The 23,548-nt window shown below is 48.1% G+C and carries 19 protein-coding genes and 1 pseudogene; 12 read left to right on the top strand and 8 right to left on the bottom strand.

What is annotated here, in order from left to right; genetic code table 11:
- Positions 1-8 precede the first annotated feature (8 nt).
- The 5 genes and pseudogenes from kdpB to ACES2C_RS05865 all read left to right on the top strand — a co-directional run bounded on the left by kdpB (position 9) and on the right by ACES2C_RS05865 (position 6,622).
- A complete protein-coding gene (gene kdpB, locus ACES2C_RS05845; RefSeq protein ID WP_374166058.1) occupies positions 9-2,048 on the top strand; it encodes a potassium-transporting ATPase subunit KdpB in 2,040 nt (679 codons plus the stop codon).
- A gap of 5 nt (positions 2,049-2,053) precedes the next feature.
- Complete coding sequence (kdpC, locus tag ACES2C_RS05850; RefSeq protein WP_374166059.1) at positions 2,054-2,626, top strand: potassium-transporting ATPase subunit KdpC; 573 nt, start codon at positions 2,054-2,056, stop codon at positions 2,624-2,626.
- Positions 2,626-3,693, top strand: a complete 1,068-nt coding sequence (locus tag ACES2C_RS05855; RefSeq protein WP_374166060.1) for a porin — start codon at positions 2,626-2,628, stop codon at positions 3,691-3,693. Before kdpC ends, ACES2C_RS05855 begins: the two co-directional genes overlap by 1 nt.
- A 6-nt stretch (positions 3,694-3,699) precedes the next feature.
- Positions 3,700-4,826, top strand: a pseudogene (locus ACES2C_RS05860) (sensor protein KdpD).
- Between the two features lie 26 nt (positions 4,827-4,852).
- Positions 4,853-6,622, top strand: coding sequence for an ATP-binding protein (locus tag ACES2C_RS05865; protein WP_374166061.1), 1,770 nt, complete (start codon positions 4,853-4,855; stop codon positions 6,620-6,622).
- Here the strand turns inward: ACES2C_RS05865 and ACES2C_RS05870 are convergent.
- The 5 genes from ACES2C_RS05870 to ACES2C_RS05890 all read right to left on the bottom strand — a co-directional run bounded on the left by ACES2C_RS05870 (position 6,582) and on the right by ACES2C_RS05890 (position 11,544).
- Positions 6,582-7,844, bottom strand: a complete 1,263-nt coding sequence (locus ACES2C_RS05870) for an MFS transporter (protein ID WP_374166062.1) — start codon at positions 7,842-7,844, stop codon at positions 6,582-6,584. The two genes, ACES2C_RS05865 and ACES2C_RS05870, sit on opposite strands and share 41 nt — an antisense overlap.
- Positions 7,845-7,951: 107 nt before the next feature.
- The gene (locus tag ACES2C_RS05875; protein ID WP_374166063.1) at positions 7,952-8,539 is read right to left on the bottom strand and encodes a Crp/Fnr family transcriptional regulator; all 588 of its coding nucleotides are present in this window, start codon (positions 8,537-8,539) and stop codon (positions 7,952-7,954) included.
- A 670-nt stretch (positions 8,540-9,209) separates the two neighbouring features.
- On the bottom strand, positions 9,210-10,574 hold the full coding sequence (gene creD / locus ACES2C_RS05880; RefSeq protein WP_374166064.1) for a cell envelope integrity protein CreD: 1,365 nt from the start codon (positions 10,572-10,574) through the stop codon (positions 9,210-9,212).
- Positions 10,575-10,624: 50 nt separating this feature from the next.
- Positions 10,625-10,927 (bottom strand): winged helix-turn-helix domain-containing protein, encoded by a 303-nt coding sequence (locus ACES2C_RS05885; protein ID WP_374166065.1) that lies wholly within the window; start codon positions 10,925-10,927, stop codon positions 10,625-10,627.
- The gene (locus tag ACES2C_RS05890) at positions 10,924-11,544 is read right to left on the bottom strand and encodes a hypothetical protein (RefSeq protein ID WP_374166066.1); all 621 of its coding nucleotides are present in this window, start codon (positions 11,542-11,544) and stop codon (positions 10,924-10,926) included. The genes ACES2C_RS05885 and ACES2C_RS05890 overlap by 4 nt, the downstream gene beginning before the upstream one ends.
- Before the next feature lie 176 nt (positions 11,545-11,720).
- Between ACES2C_RS05890 and ACES2C_RS05895 the strand changes: the two genes are divergently transcribed.
- Both ACES2C_RS05895 and ACES2C_RS05900 read left to right on the top strand, forming a co-directional pair.
- On the top strand, positions 11,721-11,990 hold the full coding sequence (locus ACES2C_RS05895) for a hypothetical protein (protein WP_374166067.1): 270 nt from the start codon (positions 11,721-11,723) through the stop codon (positions 11,988-11,990).
- 32 nt (positions 11,991-12,022) lie between these two features.
- Positions 12,023-12,460, top strand: coding sequence for a hypothetical protein (locus ACES2C_RS05900; RefSeq protein ID WP_374166068.1), 438 nt, complete (start codon positions 12,023-12,025; stop codon positions 12,458-12,460).
- A gap of 172 nt (positions 12,461-12,632) precedes the next feature.
- Here the strand turns inward: ACES2C_RS05900 and ACES2C_RS05905 are convergent, their stop codons facing one another.
- On the bottom strand, positions 12,633-14,447 hold the full coding sequence (locus tag ACES2C_RS05905) for a RagB/SusD family nutrient uptake outer membrane protein (RefSeq protein ID WP_374166069.1): 1,815 nt from the start codon (positions 14,445-14,447) through the stop codon (positions 12,633-12,635).
- A 46-nt stretch (positions 14,448-14,493) separates the two neighbouring features.
- Positions 14,494-17,589 (bottom strand): SusC/RagA family TonB-linked outer membrane protein, encoded by a 3,096-nt coding sequence (locus ACES2C_RS05910; RefSeq protein ID WP_374166070.1) that lies wholly within the window; start codon positions 17,587-17,589, stop codon positions 14,494-14,496.
- Between the two features lie 769 nt (positions 17,590-18,358).
- On the opposite strand from ACES2C_RS05910, the gene ACES2C_RS05915 reads away from it, so the two are divergent.
- The 5 genes from ACES2C_RS05915 (at position 18,359) to ACES2C_RS05935 (ending at position 22,229) form a co-directional block, all read left to right on the top strand.
- Positions 18,359-19,021 (top strand): FadR/GntR family transcriptional regulator, encoded by a 663-nt coding sequence (locus tag ACES2C_RS05915; RefSeq protein ID WP_374166071.1) that lies wholly within the window; start codon positions 18,359-18,361, stop codon positions 19,019-19,021.
- A 43-nt stretch (positions 19,022-19,064) separates the two neighbouring features.
- A complete protein-coding gene (locus tag ACES2C_RS05920) occupies positions 19,065-20,288 on the top strand; it encodes an MFS transporter (RefSeq protein ID WP_374166915.1) in 1,224 nt (407 codons plus the stop codon).
- Complete coding sequence (locus ACES2C_RS05925) at positions 20,281-21,066, top strand: SDR family oxidoreductase (protein WP_374166072.1); 786 nt, start codon at positions 20,281-20,283, stop codon at positions 21,064-21,066. The genes ACES2C_RS05920 and ACES2C_RS05925 overlap by 8 nt, the downstream gene beginning before the upstream one ends.
- Positions 21,067-21,191: 125 nt before the next feature.
- Positions 21,192-21,770, top strand: a complete 579-nt coding sequence (locus ACES2C_RS05930) for a Crp/Fnr family transcriptional regulator (protein WP_374166073.1) — start codon at positions 21,192-21,194, stop codon at positions 21,768-21,770.
- 177 nt (positions 21,771-21,947) lie between these two features.
- Positions 21,948-22,229, top strand: coding sequence for a VOC family protein (locus ACES2C_RS05935; protein ID WP_374166074.1), 282 nt, complete (start codon positions 21,948-21,950; stop codon positions 22,227-22,229).
- 38 nt (positions 22,230-22,267) lie between these two features.
- Here ACES2C_RS05935 and arr read toward each other — a convergent pair whose 3' ends face one another.
- The gene (gene arr, locus ACES2C_RS05940; RefSeq protein ID WP_374166916.1) at positions 22,268-22,681 is read right to left on the bottom strand and encodes an NAD(+)--rifampin ADP-ribosyltransferase; all 414 of its coding nucleotides are present in this window, start codon (positions 22,679-22,681) and stop codon (positions 22,268-22,270) included.
- Positions 22,682-23,548: the final 867 nt, after the last annotated feature.

Consider the following 23,548-nt stretch of genomic DNA (forward strand, 5'->3'; position numbering starts at 1 on the left):
TTACGACAATGAAATCACAATCCAACCGATTATTCGAGCCGGCGCTGGTAAATGCCGCTCTGAAACAATCATTCATAAAACTAGATCCGCGGATCATGATCAAAAATCCGGTGATGTTCACCGTAGAGATTGGAACCGCAGTCATGCTCTTTGTTACCTTCTACTCGTTCAATAACGGAGGGCAGGGTTCCTTCATCTACAATCTGATCCTGTTCTTTATTCTTTTGCTTACTGTCCTCTTTGCCAATTTTGCTGAAGCCATTGCCGAAGCAAGAGGAAAAGCGCAGGCCGACAGCCTCCGGAAAACGCGCGAAGATACTCCGGCGAAAGTTATAAAGGCAGACGGGTCGTTTGAGCTTCGCTCGTCAGCCACCCTGAAAAAGGGAGAACTGTTTATTTGCGAGGCAGGTGATACCATCCCGACGGACGGAGAGATCATAGAAGGAATAGCGACCATCGATGAGTCGGCTATCACAGGAGAATCTGCCCCGGTGATCAGGGAAGCAGGAGGCGACAAATCCTCCGTAACCGGAGGAACAAAGGTCTTGTCCGACAAGATCCGGGTAGAAGTAACTTTACAGCCAGGCGAAAGCTTCCTGGACAAGATGATCGCCCTTGTAGAAGGAGCATCAAGACAAAAAACGCCGAATGAAATCGCCCTCACGATCCTTCTGGCCAGCTTTACCCTCATTTTCATTATTGTGTGCGTCACCCTGAAGCCCTTTGCAGACTACGCAAATACGCCTATCACGGTGGCTGCTCTGATCTCTCTTTTTGTCTGCCTCATACCGACCACCATCGGCGGACTGCTCTCTGCCATCGGTATCGCCGGCATGGATCGTGCCCTCCGCGCAAACGTCATTACCAAGTCGGGCAAGGCAGTTGAAACAGCAGGTGATATAGACACTTTGCTGCTCGATAAAACCGGAACCATTACCATCGGGAACCGTAAAGCCACCTACTTCTATGCCCTTCCCGGTGTTTCTGACGAGCACTTTGTAAAGAGCTGCCTCCTGGCTTCCATGTCAGACGAAACGCCCGAAGGAAAATCCATCGTGGAGCTCGCCGGACTTACACTTCACCCGAGCGCTCTAACTCTGCCCGACAGATCTTCCATGACTTTCGTGAAGTTTACGGCTGAAACCCGTTCCAGCGGAGTAGATCTTGCGGACGGCACACGGATCAGAAAAGGCGCCTCTGATGCTATCCGCAATATCGCCCTCCAATCGGGTCATGAATTCAGTGAAGAGGCGTCTAAAGAAGTGACACGAATTTCCTCAAACGGAGGCACGCCTCTGGTCGTAGCCGAGAACGGCAGGCCGCTTGGCGTTATTGAACTGCAGGACATCATCAAGCCGGGCATCCAGGAGCGGTTCGAGCGACTCCGTAAGATGGGTGTCAAGACAGTGATGGTCACCGGCGACAACCCCCTTACCGCAAAATATATTGCAGAAAAGGCGGGCGTCGATGACTTCATCGCGGAGGCAAAGCCTGAAGACAAGATGAATTACATCAAGCACGAGCAGGCACAGGGTAAGCTGGTCGCCATGATGGGCGACGGCACCAACGATGCGCCGGCACTGGCCCAGGCGGATGTAGGTGTTGCAATGAACAGTGGCACGCAGGCCGCAAAGGAAGCCGGCAACATGGTCGATCTGGACAATGACCCGACCAAACTGATTGAGATCGTGGAGATCGGAAAACAGCTGCTGATCACGCGGGGCACCCTTACAACCTTTTCCATTGCCAATGACGTAGCAAAATACTTTGCCATCGTCCCGGCTTTGTTCATTGCCTCCATACCGGCACTTCAGGGCCTCAACATTATGGCATTACACAGCCCTGAAAGCGCCATCCTTTCGGCGGTCATATTCAACGCCATCATTATTCCGATCCTCATTCCCCTGGCACTAAAAGGGGTGGCCTATAAGCCACTCGGCGCATCAGCCCTGCTCCGCCGGAATCTGCTGATTTACGGATTCGGAGGGGTGATTGTCCCCTTCATCGGCATTAAACTGATCGATCTTCTTGTTTCACTCTTTATCTGATTAAAATGAAAAAATATCTTTTCCAGTCAATACGCCTCACACTGACCCTGCTGGTACTTCTGTGTGTGATCTATCCTGTCACAGTTGCATTTGTCGCACGCTTTTCGCCCGGCAAGGGTAATGGAGAAGCCGTTATCGCAGAGGGCAGGAAAGTGGGATACGCAAATATCGGACAAACATTCAGCCGTCCTGATTACTTCTGGGGCCGTCCTTCTGCGGTAGGTTACAACGCAGGCGGTTCCGGAGGGTCAAACAAAGGCGCATCCAACCCCGACTATCTCAAGGATGTAGAAAACCGCATCGACACCCTGCTGAAGTATCATCAGGGCGCTTCCAGGAATGATATTCCAGTCGACCTCATCACAGCCTCCGGCAGCGGCCTTGACCCTGATATTACCGTGGAAGCTGCACGCTTCCAGATAGCCCGGGTTGCGAAAGCAAGACAGATCAGCCAGGAACAGCTGGAAGAACTGATTGACGACGCCACTACAGGTCCCGTTCTGAGCCTCTTTGGCCCTTCACGTGTAAACGTCCTGCAGCTTAACATTTCACTCGACAAACTTCAAAAGACACATTAATGAAAAAAGCATTTTTTCTTGCTATAGCACTCGGCCTTGTTGCACAATCGCAGGCGCAACAAAGCAATTTAAAATTCAGCGGATATCTGGAAACCTATTACGGATACGACTTTAACAAACCCGCCGATCAAAACCGGCCTTCATTTATCTACTCGCACAATCGCCACAACGAGGTCAATCTAAACCTCGGTTTCGTGAAAGCTGCCTATGACGACGGAACCGTGCGCGCCAACCTGGCCCTGATGGCCGGTACATACAGCAACGCCAACCTGGCGAACGAGCCGGGAGTATTGAAGAACGTGTTCGAAGCAAACGCCGGGATCAGACTATCGCAAAAGACAAACCTCTGGCTCGACGCCGGAATATTCTCCTCCCATATTGGCTTTGAAAGCGCCATATCGAAAGACTGCTGGGTCCTTACCCGCAATATCTCTTCTGAAAACACCCCTTACTACGAAGCAGGTGCAAAGCTGTCATACAGCACGGCGGATGGAAAGCTGGCTGCAACTGCCCTGTTCCTCAATGGCTGGCAACGCATTCAGCGACAAGCCGGCAACAGCTCCCCGGCAGGCGGCGTACAGCTGAGCTGGAAACCCGCCGCAGGTATCACCCTGAACTACAGCAACGACTTCGGAACAGAAGGGGCAGACTCGGTAAAAGTGAGACGTTTCTATCATAACCTGTACGGCATTTTCCAGCTGAGTACAAAACTCGGACTTACCACGGGCTTCGACTACGGGACGCAGCAAAAAGAGAAGGGCAGCGCCGACTACAATCATATCATTTCCCCAGTTGCTATCGTGCGCTACCAGGCAGCAGAGAAATGGGCAGTAGCAGCCCGGGCCGAGTATTACCAGGATAAGAACGGGATGATCATTGCAACCGGAACGCCTGAGGGTTTTAAAACAACCGGCTACTCACTTAACGTTGACTATGCACCGGTGCAGAATTGCCTTCTCAGAGTTGAGGGCAAGGTATACGACAGCAAAGACAAGATCTTCCTGCGTGAGGCGGGACAGGTTCGGAATAATGCCTCCCTTACCGCAAGTATCGCGCTAAGCTTTTAACAAGAAATGGACGAGAACAGAGATGAGTCGGTCAGGCAGTTCCTCGAACTCGTAAAAAAGTCGAGACGGGGGAAGTTCAAGGTTTACATCGGCATGAGCGCCGGAGTAGGAAAGACGTACCGCATGCTGCAGGAGGCGCATGCCCTTCTCCGCAATGGAATCGACGTGCAGATCGGCTATATCGAGACCCACCAGAGGGCAGAAACACATGCCCTTCTGGAGGGCCTGCCCCAGATCGCCCGGCGCAGGATCTTCTATAAGGGTAAGGAGCTCGAAGAAATGGATCTCTCCTCCATCCTTAACCGCCATCCGGAAGTGGTCATTGTAGATGAGCTGGCGCACACCAATGTGGAAGGAAGCAAAAACGCCAAAAGATGGCAGGACGTGGTGGATATCCTGGAGGCCGGCATCAACGTGATCTCAGCCCTCAACATTCAGCACATCGAAAGTCTGAACGACGAAGCAGAGGAGATCAGCGGCGTGAAAATCACGGAGAGAGTACCCGACAGGGTACTCGAAATAGCCGACGAGGTTGTGAACATCGATTTAACAGCCGATGAGCTGATTGAGCGCCTGCAGAGCGGCAAGATCTACGAGGTCTCGAAGATCCGGCAGGCACTGAATAACTTCTTTCAGCCCGAAAAGATCCTGCAGTTAAGGGAGCTTGCCCTCCGCGAGGTGGCGCATCACCTGGAGAAAAAGATCGATCTGGAAGTTCCAAGGCAGGTAAAGTTACGACCAGAGCGCTTTATGGCCTGCATCTCGTCTAATTCAGAAACAGCAAAGACGGTAATCCGGAAGACGGCCCGACTTGCTTCCTACTATCGTTCACCCTGGCTCGTACTTTACGTGCAGACCGACAGCGAGAGCGGACAAAAAATAAGGCTGGATAAACAACGGCACCTCATCAACAACTTGAAGCTGGCCACCGAATTGGGGGCTGAAGTAGTAAAAATTAAAAGCAATGAGGTCACCCGGACGATCATTAGCGAAGCCGAGAAAAGAGAGGTTACTACGATCTGTATCGGACGACCGCATCTGAACCTCGTGCAGGTAATTCTCCGAACCGCTATCTTTAGCCAGCTTTTAAAAAAATAGCGGTCACTGATACTGATTTAATTATACTTTCATAGGGCTGAGCCCCTTCAATACATGTCTGATGAAGATAAAAACCAAGCTTAGATTAGGATTCGGATTCCTGTTCGCCATCGTGATGGCCTTTGGAGCAATGGGAATTTATTACATAAACAGAATTTCCGAAAGCTCGAAAGTGATCCTGAAGGATAATTACGAAACCCTGCGGTATACCCGGGCGATGGAGGAGATCCTGAATAAAAACAGCATACCCCTGAGGGGCCGCGCGCGGGAAAGCTTTGACAAAAACTTCCGGCTCGAATATCAGAACATCACCGAAAAGGGAGAGCAGGAAGAGGTGCTGGCGCTAAAAGAGCAGATCGACAGTCTGAATGCCCCCACCTTGTCTGCTGCCGATCGTCAAAAAGCGCTCACTGCGGTAAGAGAGCACCTGCTCGCGATTGAGGACCTCAACATGCAGGCAATTGTGCGAAAGAACAACATCGCTCAGGAATCTGTGAGTAAGGCAACCGCCTATCTCGGTCTCGTTGGCTCATTCACCTTTCTGATCCTGTTCTCATTTGTGATCAACTTTCCCGGCTACGTGGCCAATCCCATCCGGGAATTTGCAGAGGGCATCAGACAAATCAGTCGCAGGAATTACAAACAGCGGCTCGACTTCAGAACGAACGACGAGTTTGCCGAACTTGCAGCCTCCTTCAACGAGATGGCAGCCCGGCTTGATGAATGGGAGAACAGCAGCCTGGCCAAGATCAAATCAGAGAAGCTTCGCATTGAAGCCATCATAGAAAACATGCAGGATCCTATTGTGGGGCTGAACGAAAAGAGCGAAGTGCTCTTCATTAACAAAGCAGCCGAAGATATCCTCGATCTGGACGAGAATCAGATAGTCGGGCAAAATGCACTGGAGATTGCCGGCACAAACGACCTCCTCCGGACCATCCTGAATGAAGGCGCCAATGATAAGCCGCTGAAGATCTTTGCTAACGGAAAAGAGTCGTACTTCAGACTTCAGAGCCGTGCCATTGATGTGCCTGCAGATTTCAATGCCGATAATGAGCAGCCATTCAGGGTCACTTCTCTCTCCGCAGGAACTGTTTATATCCTGCGAAACATCACCGAATTTAAAGAACCTGACGAAGCCAAAACCAACTTTATCGCCACCATTTCTCACGAGCTGAAGACCCCGATCTCCTCCATAAAAATGAGCCTGAAGCTTCTGAAAGATGAACGCGTTGGAAGCCTGAACCACGAGCAGGATGAACTCGTGCTGCACATCAAGGAGGATACGGACCGCCTGCTGAAGATCACCACAGAGCTTCTGGACCTCTCCCAGGTGGAGACCGGCAACATTCAACTGCAATTAAAACGAACCCATCCGCTCGAAATCGTCAGATACGCTATGGAGGCCATGCAGTTTCAGGCCGAACAGAAGAACGTTCAGCTGGAGCTGATCAGCCGGCAGACCCTTCCGGATATCCAGATCGACACCGAGAAGACGGCCTGGGTACTGATCAACTTCCTGTCGAACGCTTTGCGATACAGCAGTGAAAGATCGAGGATCCTTGTGCAGGTGAACCATAACGGGAACGAGATTGAATTTTCCGTAAAAGATTTTGGAAAAGGTATCGAAGAACGCTACCTGAACCGGCTCTTCGAACGCTATTTCCAGGTGCCCGCAGATGGGCAGAACAAGTCGGGATCCGGACTGGGTCTGGCCATATCGAAAGACTTTATAGAAGCGCAAAACGGCAGAATATGGGTAGAAAGCGCCCTCGGAGAAGGAAGCCGCTTCAGTTTTGCAATACCGGTTGCTCCCCCTGCTGAGGCATAGCATGATGAACCCGCTGTTGGGTGCGTGGGCCCGCCGCCCGGGATTTAAGGTAGACCCGGCGATATAGAAGATGGGTTAGCACCGCCAAAACCGCAAAGCCCGTTCCTGCCACCAGCACACCGTTCCAATGCCAATGCTGCCAGGCCAGGCCGGCAACGTACGTACCGAGGGCCCCACCTATAAAGTAGGAGGTCATGTACACGGTATTCAGGCGGTTGTTAGCCTCAGGATGCAGGGAAAAGATAGACGACTGATTCATGATATGAAGCGCCTGCATGGCCACATCGAGAATGATCACCCCTCCTATCAGCCCCAGGTAGCTGTAACCACCGAACCAGAATACCGACCAGGCTGCCAGGAACAAAGCAAGCAAGACCAGGGTAAAGTGAAAATAAGACATCCGCTTTGCCAGCCGCCCGGTAAAGGCCGCCATTAAAGCGCCCAGCATACCAATCAACCCAAAGGAACCGGCTACGGCGCTTCCTGCATGAAAGGGAGCCCCGCCAAGGTGAAAGACCAGCGAGGTCCAGAAGGCGCTGAAGGAAGCGAACAGGAGCCCTCCTCTTAATGAAGCCGCCTGCAGTGCTGGTTCTGTCCGGGCGTATCTCCACACGGATTTCATGAGCTCCTTGTAGGTTCCTTTATATTCAGGAAGCACTTCCGGAAGCTTCCAGATAACAAAGAACCAAAGTACCAATATGAGGGCAAAGGCAATGAAAAAGACGCTTCTCCAGCCGGCAATATTGCCGATCCACCCGCTGAGGATCCTCGAACCCAGGATCCCTACCAAAAGGCCGCTCATCACGAAACCAATGGTCTGCGTCCGCTTCTCAGGGCGGGCCAGTGTAGCGGCCATGGGTACAAATAGCTGCGGCACTACCGACGTTAAGCCGGTAAGGAAGCTGAAAAAGTAAAGCATGCCCAGGGAGCGACTGAGCGCCATCCCGAGTACAGACAACAAGATCAGACCAAAATCCGCTACGATGAGGCGCTTTCTGCGGAACAGATCCCCCAGAGGAACTATGATCAACAGACCCAGCGCGTAGCCGATCTGAGTGAGCATGGCGATCTTGCTTACGCTGGCGTCAGTAACATGAAAGTCCCTGGCCATCAAAGAAAGCAGGGGCTGATTATAATAATTGTTTGCGACAATAAGACCAGACGAAATAGCCATCAACCACACCACTGTGGAAGTTAAAGCCGGTTTTTGATGAGTGTTCATAACTACTAAATTTTTATCCCTTTTTTATCGCTGCAGCTGATACACAAAAGTGGGACGGTGACATTTAATATTTCATGAACTGGTTCAGGAAATTAAGTTGATCTGGTTCAACTTTTTCGCGACGCACGTCTTCTGAGCCGGGATAGATACTCGGTAGTCATTCCCAGGAAGGAGGCAAGAGCATACTGAGGGAGACGACGGGCAATGAGCGGATACTTGTCGAGAAAGTCCTGATATCGTTGCTCAGCAGAAAGCGTCAGATTGTTGATCACCCTCCTTTGCTGGTATGCGAGCCCCCGCTCAGCAATGATCCGGAAAAACGTCTCGAACTTCGGGTTGCGCGCTTTGAGCTCCTGCTCTTTTGAAAATTCCAGTCTGAGGGCAACGCTGTCTTCCAGGGCCACAACAAACATGGTTGCGTTTTGCTGATAGATGTAGCCATTGTAGTCGGTTATCCACCAATCCTCCACGGCAAACGAGATGGTATGCTCTTGTCCCTCTTCATTCACCACGTACGCCCTGAGCGAGCCATCGACGACGTAGTAGCGGTAAGGGACAGGAAAGCCCGGCTGCACCACAAACTGCCGCTTCCTGATCGCCACCCTTTTGAAGGCCGACTGAAGCTCCAATGCCTCCTCATCGCTGAGCGGAACAAATTTTCTGACGTAGTTGATTATTTCATTTTCTGCTGACATAACGTGGCGAATTTATTTTGCAAGTACTACCATCTATCATCCGAAACTCCTCCCGGCGAATTGGTTGAACAACTCCCCCTGTCTCCAGAAGTCCTCCGGCAGAACAAACATAGACGGCAAAAACCCGATTAGCAAGCTTTTTAAATCAGTTGTCCGGAATTGTCATAAAATGTCTGGATCTGACTGGTTTTGTCAGGTTTAAACGGACGGGCGCTGTGGCTCAGCCGCCCTTTTCCAAAAGGGTTTTGAATCCTGAAGAAAATTAAGAAACTTCAAACCACCCTAACTTTTCGCTTTATCCAAATTTCCGAAGAGATGCCTGAGGCAAGTTCGGGACCGCTGCGAGACAAGTTCGCTTTTTTTATTATGATTCTCCGGGATTTCTCCAACGGGGCTCCGCCGGCGACCGGAGCCGCATCGGAGAAATCCCGGAGCGGGAGTGTAGAATCATAAACGCCCCGGCGAACCTGTCTCAGGCATGTCCCGACTATCTCTCGCAGAAGATAGGACCTGTCCACGGGATTTGCCGCTGTCTGCCCGCTGTCATAACGCTGTCCGACAGGCGAGTCATGGCGCGCGTAGAGGTCCTGAATGGTCGCGGAACTTCGATGATATGGCCTTTATCCCCACTTGCCCCACCTCTTATTGCTATCGTTGGATATAACGCCCCCTATTCCTGCAAGGACTTCCTGGTCCAGTCAATTTGAGCTGACAGATACATGGCAATGGCAACAACCACAAAAAGTCCGACGCTTCCGAAAAGCAAAGCCAGATCCTGAAGCTGAATGATCACGAAAATGAAGCTATAGAAAACGGCTAGTATGACTGAGAAAACGATCGCTGGTTTCCTGTCACGCAGAACGGCGGCGATAAAGATCCCAATGAGCAACACAGTCACAAGCGAGGCAATTAAATAAGCTGCAGTAAACCCGACTTGCTCTGAAAAGGACAGCAGCAAGGTGTAATAGATGGTCATGGCCGCCCCTATCAGCACATACTGAAGTAAATGAACCTTTTTCTTGTTCAGGATTTCTGTAAATAACAAGGAAATAAAAGTCAGTAAAATGATCAGCACAGCATACTTCGCCGATCTCATGGTCTTCTGATACTGATCAACAGGAAGTATAAAGGTGACACCAAAGATCGCGTCATTATCAGTCTGGCTAAGCCTGGTGTTCCCTTCCATCCATTGTTGGGGCAGGGGCCTGTTAAAATACGACATCTTCCAGAACGCATTAAATGTGCCGCCTGACACCTGGCGGTCTTCAGGCAGGTGGCGTCCTGTGAAGCTGGGGTCGGCCCATTTTCCTTTCACTCTCACTGTCGTACTCTTTCCAAGATGCATAAACTGCAGTTCGCTGCTCCCCTTTACGTCGAGCTCGAACCGGAAAGCGAGATTGGTATTTTTCCGGGCACTCAGATCCGGAAGTACAATCAGGTTGTTCGCAAAGAGCTTTAGAGAAGAAAAGTCTGACTCCGCCTGGTAAACAGAATCGTTTAACCTGATCTGGGGGTTATTCTTCAAACCTTTCAGATCGCTCAGGCCTATCGCCATCTTTGCTTTGTCCCACAGAACCTGGCTGGGGTCGATACCCGACTTCCTTAGTTCGAGAGCTCCAAAATTTCCACGAACACTGATCTTTGAATTGTAAACAACGGCGTCGAACATCGCACGATGAAGAACTTCAGGCTGCACGTCAGAAGTGATATCCAGTTTTTCCGGAAGCAAATAGATGTTCGTTATTACATCCCGATACGAGACCCTGCCTGTCGTGTCCTTTTCGGCCAGACGTGTTTTATAGGGCAAAATCAATACCGGGCCTCCCACGAGCTGCTTGCCCGACCACTTATCAGAAATCTCACGAATCACCTCTTCTTGTCTCCCTTGCCTTTCTGAAATAAGGTTTTGGATCCATACGGAAGGAATGAGTAAAAGAAGGGTCAACACTCCGACTAGTATGCATTTTACTAAAACGGACTGGCCCAATGAATTAGAGGCAGTCTTTTCTGTCTGATGTTCAATCTTTATATTCATAGCGACTACATTAAAGTACTTTGCGTTTCAAAGTATAGAGATAAAAAAATTTAGAGCTTCTGTTGTCTGATCAAATTTTCAAGCGCTTCAAGGTGCTTTTTGAACGCCTGGCGTCCCTTCGCTGAGGCAGCATATTGCGTATTAGGTTTCCGTCCGATAAAGCTCTTGTTGACTGTGATATACTCCTCCTTCTCGAGTGCCTTAAGATGCGAAGCCAGATTTCCATCAGTTACATTCAAAAGCTCCTTGAGAGAATTAAAGTCGTAGTTCTCATTGGCCACCAGTACGCTCATAATCTGCAGGCGTACACGGTTTTCGAAAGCTTTATCAAACTGTTCTAAGGAGATCTTCACTGGTTATACTTAAAGTGCATGATGGAACCATAGAGGATGTGGAGGATGCCGAAGCCGATCACCCAAAAGATAAGGCCATAACCCGGAAGTAAAGCCGCCAGGAGTCCAAGGACGATTTCTAAGAAGCCCAGCCATTTGACATCTGAAAACGTAAACTGGCTGCCCGCAACAAGAGAAAGTCCGTAAAAGATCAGACAAGAGGATGATACAATACCATAGTAGCCACGGGAAAGAAAGATCAGAATTAAAAGTCCCCCCGTTACAAGAGGAATAGCCATGCTAAGCAGGAGGCGCTTACTGACCGGATTCCAGGGGTTTTCATTTTTTCTACGTGCCTGTCTGACCGTGAGCCATATTCCTGTCGCCAGCGAAAGAACCAGCACGCCGACTGCAACGAGAACCAGCTGCCATAATGTGGCGGGCTCGTTGACGTAAGCGTCACGGTACAGCAGTCCGGAAGCCTCCGGGTAAACGATCCGATAGCCCAGGTATGCTCCTATCAAGGCATACACGCCGGCCATGACGCCAGAAAGCCCGCTCAGGGAGATAAACCTGGTCGACCGCTCCATCAGGTTACGGATGGAACTCAGCTCTGAATAGATATCGCTCTCTTTCATCTGAAATGAACTTTGAACTACAAAGTAAGTTAAATTAGATGAAAGTCACAAGACAGGATCCATTTTTAAAATTTCTGAGCTCACCGCTCGTTCTTTAAGGTCTCACTGAACTCGTTTCACTAGAGCGCCTTTTCACGTTATGGGGTTACTAATTCTAGTGGGCAGGTATAAAGAATATGCTCCTGTTATTTTATCTGCTCTTCCCGGCATTGTCATCGATCGCTATTGGAAACCAAAGGCCACGGCGTTATACCTACCTCCTGACTGCCTTGCTGGTCAGCATCTTTCCCTTTGCATTCTTATATCTGCACGACCTAATCAACCCTCCTCCTGCCGGCCCCCGCTGCGCAAACCCGCAGTTCTACTTAATTTTGTCCAATTTCATTATTTTCCTCCCCCTCAGCATGTTGTTGCAGTGGATAGTAAACATCCTCATCCGCAAGTAAGGTAATATCGGCGACTCCGGTCACGGTGCATTATGCCCTTTAAGGATGTGCCACTGGCCGAAGGCATCAGAGAGAACTTCGACAAAGTTGAACAGCTCGTCGACCTTGCTCCTCCGATTGAGAAATGGATCTTCATAAAGTTTAAACCAGCCCTTGGCCCGGGTTTTATTACCAATTACGAAGGCACGAGGTTTGATCCTGAAAAAACTATTTACATACCGTTGAAAAACGAGGATCGCCCTGACCAGATAGGGATAAACGTTTGCTATCCAGAGCTGAATGAAGACAATAAAGAAAAGTATTTAAGCGCTACTTTCATTATGCTGGACACACTACTTGGAGAAAAATCAGTAGCGGAAGACATTGACTATTTAAATGTTGTCGTCACCCCTGAGGATATCGACCAATACAACTTTGGATATCTTTCTGAAATCGCGAATTACATTGAGCAGAAGAAGCGTCCGGAGTAATTAACTATTATTTAGATCGCCGGGATATCAGCAATTTCAAACGATAACAGAACTTGCATGAAATTCACAATCGCGGCGGATAACGTCAGATTAGTAGCCCTGAAATAAATGAAGAAGGCCGCGTCCCAGGGAGGCGGCCTTCTTCATTTATTGACTAGAAAACACTGTCACTTCACCATCCGGGATTTTGAACCAGACTAGTGTTCCGTTCTATTTCATACTGCGGTACCGGCCAGAGAAAATGCTTTTTCTGAAAGACGCGGGGCTCAGCGATCCTCCGTTTATAGAAACTCTGATCACTGAAACTGGTACCTGCAGTTACGGTCATCCCATATATTGGTGCAGCATCTGTCTGTTCGGCGATCTTCCAGCGCCTTACATCCCAGAAGCGATGCTCTTCAAAGGCCAGCTCTATTCTTCGTTCATGCCTGATGCGATCCCGTAGCTCACCCTGATTAAGACCTTCGGGAAGTGCCGGCAGGCCTCCTCTCTCACGGATTAAATTAATGTATTTATAAATGTCCGGATTCTGCGGATCATACTCGTTCAACGCTTCTGCATAATTAAGGTAGGCCTCTGCCAATCTGAAAAATATCCATGATTTCAATACGTGTCTTCCATTTCTGACGTCGCTTTCCGGATGCACGTATTTAGCCGTGGTATAACCTGTGGTGGAATGATCGTTTGATCCGTTGTATCCATCTCTCCCTGTAGCAAATAGCTCCACCCGTGTAATAGTCTTACCGTCTACTCCCTTGTAAAGCCAATCCATACCATTAAATCCGACGGTTGCGTAGAAGCGGGGTTCGCGTCCAACATACATATTATGAATACCCGCTCTCGTGAATTTGGTCGCAACAGTTGAAAACCCGGTTTCTGAATAACCGGAAGCAGGGTTGATCACGGGGTTGGTGGCTGTGCTGGAAGCTGTAAAAGGGCTCATCCCGTTTTCCATTTCATACTCGTCCACTAATTGCTGACTAGGCCCGAGCCCGATATAGCCGTTAAGTTGCCGTGGGGCGGAGCACCGCTCCCAGCGAACGTAATCACCGGTCATCGGCCTTGCCCAAATCACCTCAGCATTCCATTTGTCGAGAAACACATATTGGTAAGAAAGAAACGGATCGAACTTTCCGTCTGTTCCATTTTTCTTATAGAGGCCCTCAGGCATTCTGTCTATAACCGCCTTCGCTGCATCGGCAGCTTTACGCCATTTGCTCTGATCGTACACCTGGTTAACGAGCTGCTTCCCGTCTTGATCCTTAAAATCGGCATATTCGGTATTACCGTTCCATAGCGGACTGGCGGCATACAGTAATACCCTTGCTTTTAATGCTCTTGCCATTCCTGCCGAAGCCCGACCGTAATCCCTTGCAAGTGGTGGCTTATCGGGCAACACCTGCTCTGCTTTGTCAAGTTCTGAAACAATAAAATCAACGCATTCGTCGTAGGAATTTCTGGGTAACTGGATTTCAGATAATGGAGCATCAATAGCTAAAGGCGTCTCGGGGAGGATTGTAACGGGCCCGTATTGCCTGAGTAACTGGAAGTAATAAAATGCCCTGAGTACTCTAGCTTCCTCCCGGTACTGTACAGTAATGCCGGCGCTGAGGTCATCACATTCTTTGCATTCGCCTACCCTGTTAATAAAAGTGCTGGCTGCTCTGATCCCTTTATAATATTTCGACCAGATGTCATAGGGAGTATTGACGGGCGACCAGTTGCCCGTATTGATCTGCTGATGAGGCCAGTTAAACACCCAGTCGGCTTCATCTGAAAGGGGCGTGTAATTTACGCCATTACAAACCAGCGGGTCAGGGATATAGCTATAAACATTGGCAAGATATCTTTCAGTTTCCAGTCTGAGGGAAAATACCTGATCAAGGTTTATCATATCGTTAGGCTGCTTATCCAGAAATTTTTCACAGGAAAACAGGCCTGTAGCACATACGAGCAGAAGTATATATTTTGAGACGTTCTTCATCATGATTTTCTTCTTTAGCGTTTCATTTACAATTTGTTCAGCCGCTCAGTTACAGATTGAGGTTGACCCCAAAGTTGAATGTCTTCTGAATCGGGTAAGCACCACCATTGGCACTGCCCAGCTCAGGATCCCAGAAATCGAATTTACTCCAGGTATACAAGTTCAACCCATTTGCATAGATCCTGAGTGTATTGATCTTTAACCTTTTTGTCAGCGATTTCGGGATGGTATAGCCAACCTCCGCGGTCTTTAGCCTCAGGTAGCTGCCATCGCGCTGCCACCACGTGGAGGACTGAAAGTTGTTTGAGTTTGCCCCGAATGAGAGCCTTGGAAATAAGACATTTTGACTGGGGTTTTCGGGAGTCCATCTGTTCAGGGTATTGACGTTCAAGCCGCCTACCAGGCCTCCGCGGTCAAAAGGGTACCATCCTGAGCCGCCAAGAGTAAAGCTGGCTCCGCTGTTGCCCTGAAAGAATACCGAGAAATCGAAGCCTTTAATTGCGACGGTGCTTCCAAATCCATAAATCGCCTCGGGCACCGCGGGATTGCCTATTGCTACGGCGTCGAAGGAGTTAACAACACCATCTTTATTATAATCCGAATACTTGATGTCGCCTGGCCTTACGGCTCCAAACTGTTGAACCGGAGAGTTGTCTATATCCTCCTGATCGTTAAAGAGCCCGAGCGCTATTAGTCCGAAGGGCTGGTTATACCGTTTTCCTACCCGGTTCTGGTAAGTATATGTGTAATCAGGCTGGTCAGTATTCAGCAGTTTGTTTTTTGCAAACGTATAATTGCCTCTGAAGGATACGTCAAACGCTCCCATTTTTGCCCTGTATTCCAGGGTAGTTTCAAAGCCTTTATTTTCAAACTCACCCAGGTTCCCGTAGGGATTGTTTTGTAAACCAAGCATCGTGGGAAGTGAAGCGCGCTGCAGAAATATGCCCTCGCGGTGACGCTTGAAAACGTCTGCCTGGAGGTTAAAGCTCCTCAAGAACCTCATCTCCAGACCGAGGTCCACTTCCCTTTCTTTTTCCCATGTCAGGTTGGCTCCCCATTGATCCTCCCCGCGACCGGTAAAGGTATTAGTTGCGTCTGTGCCGAACGCATAGCCGCCATTTCCGCCGCCTACTGTTGTCAGATAAGCAAACCGCCGGCCCCCGATCTGGTCATTCCCTTTTATTCCCCATGATCCGCGTAATTTCAAATATTCAATGCCTTTGATATTATTCTTAAAGAACGGTTCTTCCGATAGTATCCAGCCCAGGGCTGTAGCGGGGAAAAAACCGTATCGGTGACCTTTGGCAAAGTTTTCTGAACCGTTATATCCGGCGCTCACTTCTATGAAATAGCGATTATTGTAGCCGTAAGACAGTCGGGAAACCACGCCCTGAAGCCTGAACGGCAGGGAGCTAATGGCGTCAGTTGCATCAGCATTCTGGTAGTCTTGCTGATTATAGAGCAATAAGCCTTTTACATCGTGCTTGCCAAAAGTCCGGTTGTAATCAACGTTTGCCTGAATATAGATGCGGCGGTTACCCCCAGAGGCCTTTGAAAATCCAAGATCTGCCTTCCCGTTCACCAACCGGGTTAATATCAGCTCTCCGTTGTCATCCCGGCCGGTTGCGAAATACTTATCCACCTGATCACTATTTGCCAGGTACGTTCTGATTTGATTGATGTCGTGATAGTTATAGCCGTCGAAAGCGAACTTCCCTTGTACGCTCAGTCCTTTTACAAATCTGGAAAGGTTGTGTTTCAGTGTAAGGTCAGACTGTATATTATTACGCCACTGAGTTTTAAAACCAGTACCGGTTAGCTGAGCATACGGGTTAATCTGACTGCTGATACCCCCATATACAAATTTATTAGGGTTAGCCGGATCCGGATAGGTCGGCGAATACCCGATTGGGGTGTTATTCTGAATGGACGACCAGATGTCGCCGTTGCTGGTACCCGGATAGTTGGAGGTAACGAGTATCCCCCCGAGACCTAAGCTCAGCTCGGTATCCTTGTTTAGATCTACGTCGATATTAGCCCTGAAATTATAGCGCTTTACCTTCGCGTTGGTGTTGTAGGTATTGAGGTTGTCGCCCTTCCATATGCCGTCTTCCTGATAATAGCCAGCAGAAACAAAATATTTAGCCATCTCACTGCCTCCTGTTATGTTCAGGTTGGCTCTTTGATTGGAAGCGTGATCTTTCATCATCAGATCGAGCCAGTTCACATTAGGATACAGATAAGGATCCTCTCCACTTCTGTACTTCTCTATTATCTCAGGGGTATAGGGAGAAACAAAGCTGGGATTTGTAGCCAGTTGCGCCTCATTGTATAAGTTTAGCCAGGTAGGGCCGTCAACGTACTCCTGCAGCCTGGTAGGCCTGTTGGTTCCACTTTCCATTTTAAAACTGATGCCCGGCTTTTGTCGCAGCCCTCTTCTGGTCGTAACCAGGATCACTCCATTGGCACCGCGCACTCCGTATACCGAAGTAGCGGCTGCATCTTTCAATACCGAGAAGGTTTCGATCTCTTCCGGCTCAATGTTTGAAATGGGACGCTCAACGCCGTCCACGAGTACAAGGGGATTCGCCCCCGCACCGAATGTGCTGATTCCTCTGATCCAGAACTGCGCATCATCATATCCCGGCTCGCCGCTTCTCTGGACGGAAATAAGACCTGAAACTTTACCAGCCAGAGCATTGGTCAAAGAACGAGGTGCTGCCTGTTTGACATCCCTCACGTTTACGGTGGAAATGGAAGCGACCACACTCTCCTTCTTTTGCGTTCCAAATGCCACGACGGCTACTTCGTTCAAACTCGTGGCATCAGGCTCCATCGAGACATTAATCCGTCTCCTCGTTTCGATCGCTATTTCCTGGGTCTTGTATCCCAAAAACTTAAAAACCAGGATTTCGTTACCTCCGGGGACAACAATCTGGTAATTGCCCGCGATGTCGGACACAGCACCTTTACTTATGCCTTTGATCTGGACCGTTACACCGGGAAGAGGATCTCCCCGCTCATCGGTTATCTTTCCGGAAACCTGCACGTCCAATAAATGCCCTGGGCTGGCCTTACTTTCCATTGGGATGCAGATCCCTATAATTGCCCATATTGCTATTAATCGTAAAAAGTCTGTTTTCATAATTTTGACTAGAGAGGTTTATTGCTACTGTTGGTCATTATCTATTTCAATGCGCCCGGAAGCCAGCTTACTTTCATGTAAGCCCGGTGTATGGCACTCCATCGCTCTTTCAGCAGGTGCAAGGCCAGGATGGGCTGAAAATAGATTGTTTGTAATTGCCGCTGCCAGAGTGAAACAGCAAGCGACAAAACATTTTACGTGGGGGTATTTCTTTATTCATGCAATCAGGTCTTGTTTTAGGTTTATTAGTTTAAAAAAATTTTAAGTTCCCGATCTTCTCTCCCTGTACCTCAGAAGAAAAGCCTGTGGTTGATGTGATAGTCTCCTCAATAGGCAGCTGGATTTTATGGTTAAACTTCTTTTGTTCTACTGACTGTTCTTTGAGCATGGTGGTCAGAGCTTTACGGTTCGCCGGTTACTTTCGCATTCCGGACTATGCTTCATGGTTAGCTCGTTTATAATTTGCGCGATAGCAGGACCTGTCCTGTTTCAATCGCTGTTAGCTTAAATCAAAGCTATCAGCCTGCGCTATTGCAAGGGTTCGCTTTTGTACAGAAATGGTTCGTTTTTGTACAGGCCAGCTGATTAGCTGGAAAAGGGCGAATAAGCAGGTAAGCCGCGTGGATAGATGCATGTACTAAGGGAGAGTGGTAGAGATCTTTACGGCAGGCGAATAGTAGATGAAGCGCTTCCCCTACTATTCCTCGCGATTATTGATTACCTATTGCAAACAGATTAAAGACCTCTACCTTTGCAATCATCAGATGATATGATGAAGTTACAGAAAAAATCGCTGGCTGAAGAAGTAGCTGAAAAAATACAAGAGCAGATTAGCTCGGGTCATTACAAGATAAACGACAAACTACCTATTGAACCAGAGCTGATGAAATCTTTCGGCGTAGGACGGTCAAGCATCCGGGAAGCGATAAAGCTGCTAACCAATTCGGGTCTGTTACGCGTTCAGCAAGGACTGGGTACTTTCGTTGAACGAAGTATTGCAGACGCAGAACCACTGGCAAAGCGTCTTCAACGAGCAAAATTTGAAGATCTGGATGAAGTGAGGCAATTATTAGAAATGAAAATTGCGGAGAAGGCGGCCGTAAATCGCACAGACGAAGACATCAATCAGATCAGTCAGGCGTTGGAGCAAAGAAATATAGCTGCGCAACAGGGATTACTTGAAGTATGTATTGCCGCCGATATCCGTTTTCATACCGCTATTGCAGAAGCATCAGGGAATGAAATTTTAGCCGATCTGTATAAATCAGTGGCGGTACATTTAGAGAAAGGCTTTTTGCAATCTTATACTGATACCGCCATATTTGAAGACACTTATCAACTGCATGAAAAATTGCTTAGAGCAATCACCAGACAGGATGCTAAAAAAGCCTGGTCACTAGCCGCTGAAATTATTGGGCACGGTGCTCATTAATCAGGCTGTAAAACCTGATGAACGAATCTATCTAACGAATTGTATGAACTCTACGACTTTAAATTCCCCGGACCAGACTGTTAAAAAAACGGTGTTCGCCGTATTATTCGCGGTCAGTTTCGGTCATTTTGTTAACGACCTGTTACAAGCTGTTGTTCCTTCGGTCTATCCTATGATCAAACAGAAGTTTCATCTGACATTTTCACAGATCGGTCTTATTACACTTACTTATCAGCTTACTGCATCAATCTTACAGCCTTTTATCGGCGTTTTTACCGATAAAAAACCAAAGCCCTATTCCTTAATCCTGGGAATGACGTTTACATTAACAGGATTATTAGGAGCAGCTTTTGCAGCCAGCTTCATCCATATCCTGATCGCGGTCAGCTTGATAGGCATCGGCTCATCAATTTTCCATCCTGAATCATCACGAGTAGCACACCTGGCCGGTGGCGGACGTAAAGGACTAGCTCAATCTATATTCCAATTAGGGGGTAATGCAGGCAGCGCTATAGGACCCTTGCTGGCGGCCCTCATCGTTGCACCTCATGGCCAGGCCTATATCAGTTGGTTTGGTATCATTGCTGCCTTAGGCATACTGGTGCTTTATCGTATCGGCAGATGGTATCAAGGGCATCTACAGGAAAAAGCTGCAAATAAAATGGCAGCTGCAACAGCCCGGTATCACCATTTATCACATGGCCGGGTTATATTCTCCCTGGTAATCCTGCTGGTCCTTATTTTCTCCAAATACTTTTATCTGGCGAGTATGACGAGCTACTATACTTTCTACCTCATCAGTAAATTTGATGTCACCTTGCAGCAATCTCAAATTTACTTGTTTGCATTCTTAGGTTCAGTTGCCGCGGGGACATTACTTGGCGGAGCGCTTGGCGACCGCTTTGGCAGAAAGTATGTTATATGGATATCCATTCTCGGCGTTGCACCATTCACCCTTTTGCTGCCCTATGTATCGCTGTTCTGGACCGTTGCTTTATCGGTGGCTATCGGCTTGATCATCTCTTCAGCCTTCTCAGCAATCCTGGTATATGCAACTGAACTGGTTCCGGGAAAGGTGGGTATGATAGCGGGCCTGTTTTTTGGCCTGGCATTCGGTATGGGCGGATTGGGCTCAGCCGTTTTGGGCAAGCTTGCTGATGAAACCAGTGTAGAATATGTCTTTAAGGTCTGCGCTTATCTGCCGCTCATAGGTATACTTACCGGATTCCTGCCGAATATTGAAAAAGAACAATCAGGCAATGGCTAATCAGGAAAGCGTATTAGTTACGGGCGGCACCGGCCTGCTAGGCTCTGCTGTAGTCAAACAATTGCTTCATGCGGGTAAACATGATGTACGCGTTCTTAGCAGGGAATGGCATGAGCAATTGCCTGATTGCACCTATGTAAAAGGCGACCTCGTTACGGGTCTTGGCTTGACAGAGGCCCTGCGTGGGGTAAGCGCTATTATTCACTGTGCCAGTAATCCGGGAAACGCGCAACGGGTAGATGTGGAGGGAACGGCGAATCTGTTAGCGGCTGTAAATGATATCGAAAGACTGCACATAATCTATATATCAATTGTGGGGGTGGATAAAACAGATTATGCCTATTACCAGTCAAAATTGAAGGCTGAAACCTTAATCGCGCAATCAGGTCACCCATATTCCATCCTGAGAACAACGCAGTTCCATGACTTCGTGTTTGGCCTCCTTCATTCGGTTAAATCGACCAACGGAGAACTTGACCTACCCGAAGGACTTGGGTTCCAACCAGTAGAAGTAAATGAAGTAGCCTCAAAATTGATTGACATTTTAGGATCTAAACAGCAAGGTCTTCTGCCCGAATTTGGCGGCCCGGAGGTTTTGACATTGGAGCAATTGGCGCAGGATTACTGCCGGGCAAGCGGAAAAGCGTTCAACTTTAAATCCATTAAGCCATCGTCGGAAAGGGAAAAGATGTTCGCCTCTAAGATCAATCTTATCCCTGAAAACGCTTACGGGAAAGTCCGGTGGGGTACGTATTTGAAAAACAAGCTATCTGAGTAAGTAGACGTGAAATTGATAGTCTGCTGAAAATCAGAAGGTGTGCTGCACTGCCCTGAACATCCCGGAAATGTAGTTGAAGGCTTGAAAAGTCATAAATTATCTGACTGGATGAGTAATTTTGAGATATGGATCAATCAATTTTTGAGCGCGTTTATGGTAATAGCGTTCTTAAAGGAGAAGATTACGAGGAATTTTGCACCATGCACACTAAAGTGGACGTGGCGCGGGGAGCCTTGCTGTTAAAGGCCGGAAAGATAGCCAGTGAGTTTTATCTGATCGAAAGTGGGTTGTTCAGGTCTTACCTGTATGACTATGACGGCAATGAGGTCACCACTGAATTTTATGGTTCGAATGATATCCTGATTGAGTCTTTTTCATTATTTCACCGGATAGCATCAAAAGAAAATTTTCAAGCTGTGAGCGATGGAACGGTCTGGAAAATAAAATATAGCGACTTTCAACAATTTTTGCATAAACTGGAAGGCTTGCGTGAATGGGGGCGCATATGGTCAACCAATCAGCTATTCCTTTTAAAACAACGCTCGATTAATTCCCTCACCCTTGCTGCAGCCGAAAGGTATCTGGGCCTCATAAAAGACCGCCCTGAAGTTATTCGTCATAGCCCTTTGAAATACATCGCATCCTATCTGGGGATCACCGATACGTCATTAAGCCGAATACGCAAAGAGATCATTACCTCTTAAGCATTACTTGTCATATGGCAAGTAAAGGGATTTTCATGAGCACTAATTTTGCTCCGGATCAACAAATAATTAAGTTATGAAAAATCCTGTTAACTGGTTTGAGATCTATGTCTCAGACATGCAGCAAGCAAAAATTTTTATACTACCGTATTTCAATGTGAACTAATAGATGTTCCGATGAATAATGAGCGCCACCCTGAAATGGAATATGCCTTCTTCACTTCCAATGAAGAAAAAACCGGCGCTACTGGCGCGCTTGTAAAAATGGCGGCAGCTCAGCCCGGCGTTGGCGGCACCCTCGTTTATTTTGCTACAGACGAAATCAATACTGAACTTAGCCGCGTAGAAAACGCTGGCGGTAAAGTCTTACGCACAAAATTACAGGTTCCAGGCGGCGGCTTCATTGCCCTGATCCAGGATACAGAAGGAAACATGATAGGCCTTTCTTCCAAAGAGTAATAAACAGACCGATTTTGAGGAACGAAAAATGATGAGCATTAATTAATGATCTCACCCTTGTTGGCAAGCAATTTTTCGCGCCATTCCTGTAGTTGCTCTGGCGTTTGTCTTAACCATTCCGTTACTTCGCCAACAACTTTCAGTGGTTCCGCAGTCCGGTAAGAGCGGGTTGGGTTACCGGGAAACTTTTTGTTGGTGACATTGGGGTCATCCTCAAAGCGGCCGGAAGGCTCAACAATATAGACACGCTCAGGCCCGCCGCCCCTTGCCAGGGCAGCAGCCAAACCTGCCCCATTGATCAGGGCGGTGAAGTAAATATGGTTCATTATGAGGTCTTCCTGATAGTTGGAGATACGTCCGGCAGTCAGCAGGTCCCCATACTTGAGGTCAGCCCTTGTCCCGTGATAGAACGGCCCCTTGTCGGACGGAATGCTTACAGACGCGGATGCCAGGTCCTGGTGCCTTTTTGCAAGATCAAGCTCGCCCATTTGCTGGTAACAATTCGCGATGCTGGCGTAAAGTGAAGGCAAAGCGCCCCGAACAGCGTCGTCATTAATCTTTAAAGCCAACTTTAAGGCCGTCTGATACCACCTGAGTTTCTCAGTCTCACTTGATTGAAGCCGGGCAATATACCAGGCTGCTATAAACTGTTCAAATTCGGTTGTTGCCTCGTTCCAGGCCTGGTCAAATAGCTCAAGCGCAGCCTCAAGATTGCCGGCCTCTTCCATCTGCATGCCCTTCATACAAACCTGTATGACAGGATTATGTGGGTTAAATTCCATACTTATTTTTGTGAAAGTGTCTTTGTTTTATTGAGATAATTAAATGCTTTTTAAAGTCCTCAATGAGATCGCTCGCTAAGTTTTAATGCACACAAAGAACATTCAACTCATCTTTCATCCTCCGTTTGAGAGCGCAGCCCATGAATGTTTTTCTAAAAAATGGCGGCTATGTTTCGAAAATAATGAGCTAAACCGGTAAAAAACAGGAGTTTCAACTATATTTTTTTTGACGTACCAGGGGACTAGTTTTTGCGTTATTTCTACAAAGAGCAATAGCCTGAATAAAGTGCTATACAATAGAAATTAAAAGGTACGTTACGGACCGATCACTTTATCTGTATGTCGAAACGGAAGGACGCCATCTGTATAGGTGTAGCCTTTCCTGGAAGTTACTACCCTGCTGAATTCCTTTCGATCATTCCTTCAATTGCATAAGGTGGTTAAATGATTGCTTAAACCGCCTTAGGTAGTTGAGAATTATAATGTTTGCGCCTGGTTCTTATGCGATATATCAAATAGCCTAAAAAAGGAATAAAA

The organism is Arcticibacter sp. MXS-1 (genome assembly GCF_041902385.1).
In the GTDB taxonomy this organism is placed as follows: domain Bacteria; phylum Bacteroidota; class Bacteroidia; order Sphingobacteriales; family Sphingobacteriaceae; genus Arcticibacter.